Below are 11,023 nucleotides of genomic sequence, written 5' to 3'. Positions count from 1 at the left end.
TAATGCAAAATTAAAAAATAGAGAAGCAAAATGTAATAAAGCAGAAATCTTTTACTTTTGCAATTGAAATTGTTACTCTTTATAAAATTTTAGTCGAAAGAAAAGAGTTTGTTTTATCTAAACAATTGTTACGTTCTGGAACTTCAATCGGTGCTAATGTCAGAGAAGCCGAACATGCACAAAGCAAAGCAGATTTTATACATAAATTATCTATAGCACTAAAAGAAGCAAACGAAACTGAGTATTGGATGGATTTGTTATTTGAAACACAATACATTTCTGAAACTGAATTTCAAGCAATAAAACCAAAAATTACTGAACTTTTAAAAATTTTAGTAAGCATTATAAATACATCGAAAGGAAAATAATTATCAATTATTCATTTTCAATTGTCAATTAAATATGAAAGGACCATTATTCTACTCAAAAATTCTTCTCTTCGGAGAATACGGAATTATAAAAGATTCTAAAGGTTTATCAATTCCTTATAATTTCTACAACGGCGCATTAAAAGTAGATGAGAATCCATCGGAAGTAGCCATTAAATCGAATGCAAGTCTACAACGATTTGTGACGTATTTAGAGCAACTACAAAAGGAACAAGCTGAATTAGTTACGTTCAATTTGGAAGTTTTAAAAGCGGATGTAGCAAGAGGAATGTATTTTGATTCCAGCATTCCGCAAGGATACGGCGTAGGAAGTAGCGGCGCATTAGTTGCGGCGATATATGACAAATATGCCAACAATAAAATCACGGTCTTAGAAAATTTAACGCGTGAAAAGTTGTTGCAATTGAAAACGATTTTCGCTCAAATGGAATCGTTCTTCCACGGAAAAAGTTCAGGTCTTGATCCATTAAACAGCTATTTAAGCATTCCAATTCTTATTAATTCTAAAGATAATATTGAAGCAACTGGAATTCCATCACAAAGTGCCACCGGAAAAGGAGCTGTATTTTTATTAGACTCCGGAATTGTTGGTGAAACGGCTCCAATGGTTAACATCTTTATGGAAAACTTAAAAGAAGAAGGCTTCCGTAAAATGCTTAAAAACCAATTCGTAAAATATACCGATGCCTGCGTGGAAAATTTCTTAGGTGGCGATATAAAATCGCTGTTCAAAAACACCAAACAATTGTCAAAAGTAGTTTTGAACAACTTCAAACCAATGATTCCTGAAGCTTTTCACGGAATTTGGCAACGCGGAATTGACACCAACGATTACTACTTAAAACTTTGTGGTTCTGGCGGTGGTGGTTATATTCTTGGCTTTACAGAAGATTTAGAAAAAGCAAAAAAATCGCTAAGCGATTACAAATTGGAAGTGGTTTACCAATTTTAAAATGAAATCCGATTTTGTCATCCTGAGCGCAGTCGAAGGGTTAATTTACCTCAAATGTTAAGCCGAAAATCCAAACATTTACTACTGAAAATCCTCAGTATGTTTTCTGTAGTTCGGGGCTATAACATTCCTGTTATTGCCTTAGCGCAGTATTTATCAGCCATATTTATTCTCGCACCAGAAAAAGGAGCACTTGAAATTATCCTTGATTTAAATTTATTTATTATCGTATTAGCCTCAAGTCTAACAATTGCATCTGGATATATCATCAATAATTTTTACGACAGCAAAAAAGACTTAATCAACCGCCCAATCAAATCGCAGTTGGACCGATTGGTGAGTCAAAAAACGAAACTTCAAGTTTATTTTACGCTGAATTTCTTGGTTTTTCTGATTGTGTTCTTTATTTCAATTCGGGCTGTCCTATTCTTCTCAACTTATATTTTCCTGATTTGGTTTTATTCACACAAGCTAAAAAAACAATTAATTATCGGGAATCTTACGGCTTCTTTCCTAGCTGTTTTGCCTTTTTTCGCCATATTATTGTATTACAAAAACTTATATCCGCAGATATTTGCGCATGCCACGTTTCTTTTTCTTCTACTCTTAATCCGAGAAATGATCAAGGATTTAGAGAATATAAAAGGTGATATCGCCAATGATTACCAAACAATTCCAGTAATATACGGCGAAAGTTTTTCCAAAAAAACCATCACATTATTAACACTTCTCACTGTAATTCCTGTTTATTTTCTCGTCGATATTTTCGAAGTTGGCTACATGGACATCTACTTTTATATAAGCTTGATTGTGTTGATTTTCTTCCTTCAAAAACTCTGGAAATCCAATTCCAAACCTGATTACCAGCTTTTACACAACATCTTAAAATTACTAGTAGTTTCAGGCGTTTTCTGCATTATTTTAATCAATCCAGAGGTGTTAATTCACGGCAAAAGATTACTGCGATTGTAGTTGTTCGTAAGGAGCAGAGTGCTTGTCGTCCTAAGAATTTATGCTCCCGCTGTCCGCTGTATCTTTTTCTGAAAAAGAAAAAGGATGCCGCTCCCATCGGGGCTAAAAACTACCATAGCTTCGTACCGCTTAAAATCGTATCTTTGCCCAAAATTACAGAATCATGAATAACAAGGAAGGCAATAATAAGCGAAGTGGCTCTCGTCCAAACAGTTCGAGACCAAGTTCCAACAAGCCAAAACCTGCAATGGCTAAGCGTGCTCAAGGGCCGAAAAAAGCAAAACCTACGACAAAAGCAGAAGCCGCTGCACCAACTAAAGTAGAGAAAAAACCAAATCAAGTAGCGAAAAGACCGAAAGCAGCGGACGAAATTCGCTTGAATAAATACATTTCTAATTCTGGCGCTTGTTCGCGTCGTGACGCCGATATTTACATCCAATCCGGTAACGTAAAAGTAAATGGAAATCCGATTACCGAAATGGGCTATCTAGTAAAACCAGGTGATGTAGTCAATTTTGACGGAGCAACTTTAACTCCAGAAAAGAAAGAATACATTCTTTTGAATAAACCTAAAAACTTCACAACTGCATTGGACGAAGGTCAGGAATACCGCAATGTATTGGAATTGGTTAAAGGGTCAACTAACGCTAAGATTGGCGCTATCGGAAGAATGGACAAAAATACAACGGGTCTTTTGTTATTTACAAATGACACTGATATGATTAGAAAATTCACATTGCCAACTCAAAAATCTTCAAAAATCTACCAAGTTTCTTTAGATAAAAATTTGAAGTTTGAAGATCTTGAAAAAATCAGTAAAGGTCTTACTCTTGACGGGCATAAAGTACTTGTTCAAGAAGTAACCTACATTGAAAACGAACCTAAAAGCGAAATCGGATTGCAACTAAAATCGCCAAACGTTAAAGTAGTCCGTGCCATTTTTGAGCACTTTAATTATGATGTGTTGCGAATTGACAGAGTTGCGTTTGCTGGTTTGACCAAAAAGAATTTACCTCGTGGCAATTGGCGTTTCCTGACAGAACAGGAAATCATCAATTTAAAAAACGTATAAAATAACTATATTTACAGCACAAAAATCCTCTCGTTAAGGAAAACGGGAGGATTTTTTTATTTAAAATTATGTCACAAGAAAAAAATTTATCAATCGCTATGCTTTGGTTTGAAGCATTCAATGCCCACAACCTTGAAAAATTGTTGTCTTTATACGATGACGAAGCCGAACATTTTAGTCCAAAATTAAAAATACGCCATCCGGAAACCCACGGTTTAGTTACCGGAAAAGACGCGTTAAGAACATGGTGGAAAGATGCTTTCGAACGTTTACCTACACTACATTACAAAGTCACCTCACTAACTTCGAATGCCGATCGTGTTTTCATGGAATATATTAGAACTGTAGAAAATGAAGAACCTCTGTTTGTAGCTGAAGTACTCGACATCAAAGACGGAAAAATCATGGCTTCCCGCGTCTATCATGGGTAATTTTATCATTTCATTAACAAATCAATCGACCAGAAACCAATAGTTTTACCAAACTAAACCCTTAAATATGAAAAACTTAAAGAATGTATCACTACTGATTTTCCTTTCATTATTGCTACTAAATTGTAAATCAGAAAAGAAAGTGCAGAATTTTAGCGCCATAACCGATGCGTATTTCAATGACAAAAACGAATTGGATCCACTGGGAGCAACTCAAAACGGACAAACCCAATTCAATGACAAATTAGTCTTTGAAATGACAGATTCTCATCGTAAAAAACAAGCTGCGTTTTATGATAAATACGAAAATGAACTGACCACTGTTGATACAACTTCGTTATCTGCAGAAGAAAAAAACAGCTATGAAATCATAAAATGGGAAGTTTCCATTGGAAAAGATTTATTGAAATACGATACTAATCTGATGCCAATCCAACAGTTTTGGGGAACCAATTTAACGTTGGGGCAATTCGCAGGTGGAACTAGCGCGCAACCTTTTAAAACAGAAAAAGATTATAGAAATTTCCTGAAAAGGATGGATTTATTTGCTGTTTGGATGGATTCTGCAATGGTTTACATGAAAAAAGGAATTGATAAAGGAGTTGTTCTTCCAAAAGCTTTGACGGTGAAAGTTATTCCACAATTTGAAAGCATGGTTACACCAAATGTAGAAGACAATTTATTCTACTCGTCATTAAAATTGTTTCCAAAAGAAATTACAATCGAGAAGCAAGACGCGCTGAAAAAAGAATATATAGCTGTAATTAGAGAAAAACTAGAACCTCAGTTTAAAAAAATGGCTACTTTCCTAAAAGACGAATATCTTCCAGCATCAAGAACCACTAGTGGTATTGGAAGTTTGCCAAAAGGACAGGAATTATATAAAGTCTATACCAAATACTGGACAACTACAGATAAAACTCCTGAAGCAATTCACGAATTGGGATTATCAGAAGTGGCGAGAATCAAGGCTGAAATGGAAAAAGTAAAAGAGCAAGTTGGTTTCAAAGGCACCATCAACGAATTTTTTGAACACGTCAGAACCAAGCCAGAATTGATGAATTTCAAAAAACCAGAAGACGTTATTGCTAATTTTGAAAGAATTTATGCCGTCATCAAACCAAACGTTGACAAACTGTTCTCTTTACAACCAAAAAGTCCTTTTGAAATCAAAAGAACAGAAGCCTTCAGAGAAGCTTCAGCTAGTGCAGAGTATAATCAAGGCGCTGCTGACGGCTCTAGACCAGGCGTTTTTTATGTTCCGATTCCTGACGTAAAAACATACAACTGTTACAGTGATGAAGATTTGTTTTTACACGAAGCCATTCCGGGACATCATTTCCAAATTTCATTACAACAAGAAAACAAAGAGCTACCTGATTTCAGAAAATTCAATTGGTTTGGAGCTTATGGTGAAGGTTGGGCATTATACACAGAAAGTTTAGGAAAAGAATTGGGCTTATATACTGATCCGTACCAATATTTCGGAATGCTTGGCGCTGAAATGCACAGAGCCGTTAGATTGGTAGTTGATACTGGAATTCATACCAAAGGTTGGACTCGAGAACAAGCTATCAAATATTCACTAGATAATGAAGCCGAAAGTGAAGCCGGAATTACTGCAGAAATTGAGCGTTACATGGCAATTCCGGGACAAGCGTTGTCTTATAAAAACGGACAATTGAAAATTCTAGAATTGCGTAAAAAAGCACAAGACAAAATGGGAGATCAATTCGACATTAAAGTCTTCCACCAAAAAATATTAGAATCTGGAGTGATGCCATTAGCACTTTTAGAAAAGAAAATAAACAACTGGATTGCAACCGGTAAATAATAAAAAAAATGTCCCGAAAATTTCGGGACATTTTTTTTAGTTTGCTATTTTACTTTCCAAATTTTTAAAATCGATTGGATTTCCATCCACATCAAAAAACTTGTATTTGTAATTTAGTTTTCCGTTTACTTCATCAATTTTAATTTTCATCTGATAAAAACCTTGACTCCATTCTACAATTAGATGGTATTCATAATCTCCGGTTCCAAAACTTCCCGGTAAATTACTAGTGTAAATTAGTTTTTTCGACTTCAGATTAAGCGTATTGATTTCAATGTTTTCATAGGTTCCCATTTCATCATTATTCACTTTCTTACCCATATAATCGACGTTTGTCGCTGATGCTTTTGATTTCTTCTTCTTTTCTTTATCTCCAGTATCACTGTAATTATCCTTCACAGAAAAGATAACATCTTTCAAAGAATTCTTGCCAATATTCAGTAAATAGAACCGAACTTGATGGTGGTACATTAATTTGTGAACCTTCTTTCCACCTTCGTCGTGAGCAGAACTTCCTTCACTCAAATCATTGTCTACAATTTCAACTATAGGCAGATTTTGCCCCGTTGATTGTCCAAAAGCATCCGATTTTAAACTTTTAATTTTTTGTTCCGTTTCCGCGGCAATTTTATCTTTCTCAACAATCTCGGCATGTAGCACTTCTATTTGTTTGATGGCATCATCCAGTTCTTTCTGCTTATCAGCAGACAAATTGGTACTAGAATTTTTATAAAGCAAATAAACTGATACTGCCAGCAAAATAAATCCAACAAATGCCAAAACCGCAGTTATCATAAGCCTTTTTCCTTTCATTAGAGTTTTACATTTAAATCAAATGATTTTGATGGTGTAAAAATAAATCAAATTTCAAAATTTAAACCACTCAAAAACAATAAACTGTAAACATATTATTAACTAAACAGTTCCAATAAAAAAAGCTCCAACGAAAGTTGAAGCTTTTTCTGTGCGGGTAATAGGACTCGAACCTACACGCCTTGCGGCACCAGATCCTAAGTCTGGCATGTCTACCAATTTCACCATACCCGCGAAAATTGTGAGTGCAAATATAGGAATAAATATGAATTACAAATTATGAAATATGAATTTTTTTAAAAGTCTTTTTTAAGTAAATTTGAACTTATTCAATATTAAATTACAATGGACAACATAAAAAATTACGTTGAGGAAAATAAAGAACGTTTTATCAACGAATTAATCGAACTATTAAAAATCCCTTCTGTAAGTGCCGATAGCGCTTATGCCCATGATGTAATTGCTACTGCCGATGCGGTAAAAGCTTCTCTAGAAAAAGCAGGATGCAAACAGGTAGAAATTTGCGAAACACCTGGTTACCCAATAGTTTATGGTGAACATATTTTCGACAAAACCCTTCCTACGATTTTGGTATACGGACATTACGACGTACAACCACCAGACCCAATGGAACTATGGACTTCCCCACCATTTGAACCTGTGATTAAAAAAACAGAAATTCATCCCGAAGGCGCTATTTTTGCACGCGGTGCGTGCGATGACAAAGGTCAAATGTACATGCATGTCAAAGCTTTCGAATATATGATTGCCAATAAAAATTTGCCTTGCAACGTGAAATTCATGATTGAAGGCGAAGAAGAAGTGGGTTCAAAAAGCTTAAGCTGGTTTGTAGAAAACAATCAAGAAAAATTATCATGTGACGTAATTCTAATTTCAGATACCGGAATGATTTCCAACCAACAGCCGTCAATTACCACAGGTTTACGCGGTTTAAGTTATGTTGAAGTCGAAGTTACTGGTCCAAATCGCGACCTACATTCTGGATTGTATGGCGGTGCAGTTGCCAATCCAATAAATGTGTTGACCAAAATGATTGCTTCGCTTCACGACGAAAACAATCACATCACCATTCCCGGTTTTTACGATAAAGTAGAAGATTTGACTGCTGCAGAAAGAGCCGAAATGGCGAAAGCACCATTCAGTTTAGACCATTATAAAAAAGCTTTGGACATCGAAGATATTTATGGAGAAAAAGGCTATGTAACCAATGAAAGAAACTCCATCCGTCCAACCTTAGACGTAAACGGAATTTGGGGCGGATATACCGGCGAAGGCGCAAAAACAGTAATCGCAAGTAAAGCATTTGCTAAAATTTCGATGCGTTTGGTTCCAAATCAGGATTGGGAAGAAATCACCGAATTATTCAAAAACCATTTCGAAAGCATCGCACCAAAATCGGTGAAAGTTAAAATTACGCCGCATCATGGCGGACAAGGTTATGTAACACCCATCGACAGCATCGGTTATAAGGCCGCAAACAAAGCCTACACTGAAACTTTTGGAGTTCCGGCAATTCCGGTTCGTTCTGGTGGAAGTATTCCAATTGTAGCACTGTTTGAGAAAGAATTAAAATCGAAAACTATTTTAATGGGATTCGGCTTAGATTCGGATGCCATTCATTCGCCAAACGAACATTTCGGGATTTTCAATTACCTAAAAGGTATCGAAACCATTCCGTTGTTTTACAAGTATTTTGTTGAATTGAGCAAATAGAATTTCTCGCAAAGACACAAAGACGCTAATTCCGTTTATTCTTAATTGAGTAGACGGATTTTTATTTGGGCGTTACCTTGTTGCACAACATTTGATTTATAATGAAAACCCTTTAAGCAACAAGGTCGGGCTTTCCATTACAATCTTTCTTATCTTGAAAAAGTTCAAGCCAAGAAAGGATTTCCATTGCAAACGAAGTTCACTGAACTCAAATTGTAATAAGCAAAATGTGAAGTAATCCCTAACGCAAACCGCATTTCAAAGGATACTTTTACTAAACTTAATGATTCTTAATACCTTAATGGTTCTAAAAAAACATCAAATGTTAAATTTTAACTCTACACTTGTAGAAGTGAACTTTTATTCTACATTTGTAGAGTTAATTCTAAAAACGTAGAAATGCAACTATCCAATTCAGAAGAACAATTGATGGAACATTTATGGAAACTCAAAAAAGCATTCATGAAAGATTTGCTTGAGGCTTTTCCAGAACCAAAACCTGCAACGACAACTGTCGCCACATTGTTAAAGCGAATGATTGACAAAAGATTTGTCGCTTACACTGAATTCGGCAATTCAAGAGAATATTATCCGTTGGTAAAAAAAACAGATTATTTTTCAAAACACGTGAACGGATTGATCAAGAATTTCTTTGACGATTCGGCTTCGCAATTCGCTTCTTTCTTTACAACAGCAACTAATTTAACCGAAAAAGAATTAGAAGATTTGAAAAAATTAATAGACATCGAACTTCAAAAAAAGAAAAAATGATCGACTTTATAATCAAATCGACTGTAAGTTTGGCCGCCTTTTTGGCGTTCTATGATCTAGTCTTGGAACGTGAAAAAATGCACCATTTCAATAGATTTTATCTTTTAATATCAGTTGTGATTTCATTGGCAATTCCGTTTGTAACTTATGAAATAATCGAAATCATTCCAGTTGTTCAAAACGTTGAATCTGTAAATCTTGAAATACCTCCAACAGCATTAGATGAAAATCCAATTCTAGAAAATGCAATCCCATTAAAGGAAACCATAAATTACATTCCATCTTTATTATGGAGTTTATACGGAATCATAACAACATTATTTTTGTTTCGTTTTACGAAAAACATTTGGAAATTAATCCAAAAATCTAAAACAAAGGCCACTGTCAACTATAAAAATGCAACGTTAATTTTAGTGGAAGAAAAAACACTTCCGCACAGTTTCTTGAACTTCATATTTATCAATTTTGACGATTATAATAACCGAACCATTGAAGACGAATTATACACGCATGAATTGGTTCATGTAACGCAAAAACATACGTTAGACATTTTATTTATCGAACTATTGAAGTGTATTTTTTGGTTGAATCCATTAGTGTATTTCTACAAAAAAGCAATACAACTCAATCACGAATTTCTCGCCGATGAAGCGATTGTGAAAACCTATAACGACGTTCCGTTTTATCAAAATTTACTTTTGCAAAAAAGCAGCACCATTCAAACGATTTACTTGGCCAGTAATTTAAATTATTTAGTAACCAAAAAACGACTACTTATGATGACAAAAAGCACCTCGCAAAAAATTGCAATTTTGAAAAAAATCGCTATAATTCCAATACTTGGCGGATTAGTTTACATTTTTTGCATAAAAGTTGTGGCACAGGAAAAAGTAATTGGCACCTATTCGAAAAATAACAACCTTGAAATAACTGATAAAGATAAAATCAGAGATAGTTATTATAGTGGCGTTTATGTAAAAATTATTGACGAACGAATTAACAGACGAGATGTAACATTGTATGAAAAACTTTCATTAGATGACAAGAGAAAATATCTAAGTTTTATTCCCGGAAAAAGAGTTGAAAAAGAAATTCCAGTAGAAGTATTTGAACTATTAAAAACCGAAAATAATTACATAGTGATTGATGGAAAAGTAAGCAATAAAGAAGAAATTAAAAAACACAAACGCAACGATTTTAGCTATTTTACCAAAAGTTCCGTATCTATTAAAGGTGAAAAAAATGCAACAAAATATCATTACGCACTCTTTACAAAATCTTTTTATGATAAAAACATAAAAAATAGTCATTTGCATTTCACACAAGACACGGTTATAATTGGACATTCCGTATATAGAAATTCCATAAAAGATGAAATTTTAAAAAAATCGAAAATAGACACCATAATTTCTCAAAAAACCGGTAATGACGAATATAATCTATACATAAATGATAACAATGATAAATCTGAATCACCAAAAAAACAAGAAAAAAAGACAACTCAAACTGTTAAAGAAGCTGATTATTTTCAAGGAGTTCAATTTATTTTAAGAGATGGTGGAAAAAATGGAAAAATAATTATTGATAAAGTTTATGAAGAACTAACAGAAGATGATAAAGAAAAGTTAGGAAAATATATTTTTTTAATTCCAAAACCATTTCAAAAAATGTCTCCAACTCAAAAAGAAATGGAGGACTTTAAAAACAGCAAAAAATATGCAATTTGGATTGATGGAAAAAATGTTCCGAATGACTATTTAAACAAATATAAACCAAATGAAATTGCACATTTTAGCGGAAGTGTAATTTTAAAAAATGCAAGAAGCAAAAAGTTTCCACAACCTTTTCAATATTGGTTCTCGACACATAAATATTTTGAAGACACCAAAATGGGAGTGCAACAAACAAAATATGGGGGAGATAAAGTTGAAGTTTGGCTTAGAAAAAAATAATATTTAAATTCAAAATCCGCTCTAATAAGCGGATTTTTTATGCTTAAAAACATTGTTGTCCGATAAAAAAGAAGCCAAAAAGATGGCTTCTTTAAATGAATCG

General features: G+C 34.1%; 10 protein-coding genes and 1 tRNA gene. 9 read left to right on the top strand and 2 right to left on the bottom strand.

Annotated features, from left to right (window positions below; genetic code table 11):
• The first annotated feature begins 17 nt into the window (after positions 1 to 17).
• The 6 genes from PSU83_RS02565 to PSU83_RS02540 all read left to right on the top strand — a co-directional run bounded on the left by PSU83_RS02565 (position 18) and on the right by PSU83_RS02540 (position 5,650).
• Complete coding sequence (locus tag PSU83_RS02565; protein WP_300586450.1) at positions 18 to 368, top strand: four helix bundle protein; 351 nt, start codon at positions 18 to 20, stop codon at positions 366 to 368.
• A 34-nt stretch (positions 369 to 402) separates the two neighbouring features.
• Positions 403 to 1,341, top strand: a complete 939-nt coding sequence (locus PSU83_RS02560) for a mevalonate kinase (protein ID WP_300586368.1) — start codon at positions 403 to 405, stop codon at positions 1,339 to 1,341.
• A 54-nt stretch (positions 1,342 to 1,395) separates the two neighbouring features.
• Complete coding sequence (locus tag PSU83_RS02555; protein WP_300586366.1) at positions 1,396 to 2,313, top strand: geranylgeranylglycerol-phosphate geranylgeranyltransferase; 918 nt, start codon at positions 1,396 to 1,398, stop codon at positions 2,311 to 2,313.
• A 163-nt stretch (positions 2,314 to 2,476) separates the two neighbouring features.
• Positions 2,477 to 3,385 (top strand): pseudouridine synthase, encoded by a 909-nt coding sequence (locus PSU83_RS02550; RefSeq protein WP_300586363.1) that lies wholly within the window; start codon positions 2,477 to 2,479, stop codon positions 3,383 to 3,385.
• A 68-nt stretch (positions 3,386 to 3,453) separates the two neighbouring features.
• Positions 3,454 to 3,816: a nuclear transport factor 2 family protein gene (locus tag PSU83_RS02545; RefSeq protein ID WP_300586361.1), complete on the top strand. Its 363-nt coding sequence runs from the start codon at positions 3,454 to 3,456 to the stop codon at positions 3,814 to 3,816.
• 67 nt (positions 3,817 to 3,883) lie between these two features.
• Positions 3,884 to 5,650 (top strand): DUF885 domain-containing protein, encoded by a 1,767-nt coding sequence (locus tag PSU83_RS02540; protein ID WP_300586358.1) that lies wholly within the window; start codon positions 3,884 to 3,886, stop codon positions 5,648 to 5,650.
• 36 nt (positions 5,651 to 5,686) lie between these two features.
• On the opposite strand, the gene PSU83_RS02535 is transcribed toward PSU83_RS02540, so the two are convergent.
• Together PSU83_RS02535 and PSU83_RS02530 are read right to left on the bottom strand one after the other, a co-directional pair.
• Entirely contained in the window at positions 5,687 to 6,463 is a 777-nt protein-coding gene (locus tag PSU83_RS02535) for a hypothetical protein (RefSeq protein WP_300586356.1), read from the bottom strand.
• Between the two features lie 152 nt (positions 6,464 to 6,615).
• Positions 6,616 to 6,697, bottom strand: a tRNA-Leu gene (locus tag PSU83_RS02530).
• 111 nt (positions 6,698 to 6,808) lie between these two features.
• Here PSU83_RS02530 and PSU83_RS02525 point away from each other — a divergent pair.
• From PSU83_RS02525 to PSU83_RS02515, 3 genes are all read left to right on the top strand, one after another.
• A complete protein-coding gene (locus PSU83_RS02525) occupies positions 6,809 to 8,197 on the top strand; it encodes a dipeptidase (RefSeq protein ID WP_300586354.1) in 1,389 nt (462 codons plus the stop codon).
• A 399-nt stretch (positions 8,198 to 8,596) separates the two neighbouring features.
• The gene (locus PSU83_RS02520; protein ID WP_300586352.1) at positions 8,597 to 8,968 is read left to right on the top strand and encodes a BlaI/MecI/CopY family transcriptional regulator; all 372 of its coding nucleotides are present in this window, start codon (positions 8,597 to 8,599) and stop codon (positions 8,966 to 8,968) included.
• Positions 8,965 to 10,920 (top strand): M56 family metallopeptidase, encoded by a 1,956-nt coding sequence (locus PSU83_RS02515; protein ID WP_300586350.1) that lies wholly within the window; start codon positions 8,965 to 8,967, stop codon positions 10,918 to 10,920. Before PSU83_RS02520 ends, PSU83_RS02515 begins: the two co-directional genes overlap by 4 nt.
• Positions 10,921 to 11,023: the final 103 nt, after the last annotated feature.

Source organism: Flavobacterium sp. (assembly GCF_029945805.1).
In the GTDB taxonomy this organism is placed as follows: Bacteria; Bacteroidota; Bacteroidia; order Flavobacteriales; family Flavobacteriaceae; genus Flavobacterium.
The sequence above is the reverse complement of the archived record's forward strand: the minus strand, read 5'-3'. Positions and strand labels throughout refer to the sequence as shown.

Coding starts and splice junctions, on each gene's coding strand:
- PSU83_RS02560 (WP_300586368.1), top strand. CDS start 403: ATGAAAGGACCATTATTCTACTCAAAAATTCTTCTCTTCGGAGAATAC.
- PSU83_RS02555 (WP_300586366.1), top strand. CDS start 1,396: ATGTTAAGCCGAAAATCCAAACATTTACTACTGAAAATCCTCAGTATG.
- PSU83_RS02550 (WP_300586363.1), top strand. CDS start 2,477: ATGAATAACAAGGAAGGCAATAATAAGCGAAGTGGCTCTCGTCCAAAC.
- PSU83_RS02545 (WP_300586361.1), top strand. CDS start 3,454: ATGTCACAAGAAAAAAATTTATCAATCGCTATGCTTTGGTTTGAAGCA.
- PSU83_RS02540 (WP_300586358.1), top strand. CDS start 3,884: ATGAAAAACTTAAAGAATGTATCACTACTGATTTTCCTTTCATTATTG.
- PSU83_RS02535 (WP_300586356.1), bottom strand. CDS start 6,463: ATGAAAGGAAAAAGGCTTATGATAACTGCGGTTTTGGCATTTGTTGGA.
- PSU83_RS02525 (WP_300586354.1), top strand. CDS start 6,809: ATGGACAACATAAAAAATTACGTTGAGGAAAATAAAGAACGTTTTATC.
- PSU83_RS02520 (WP_300586352.1), top strand. CDS start 8,597: ATGCAACTATCCAATTCAGAAGAACAATTGATGGAACATTTATGGAAA.
- PSU83_RS02515 (WP_300586350.1), top strand. CDS start 8,965: ATGATCGACTTTATAATCAAATCGACTGTAAGTTTGGCCGCCTTTTTG.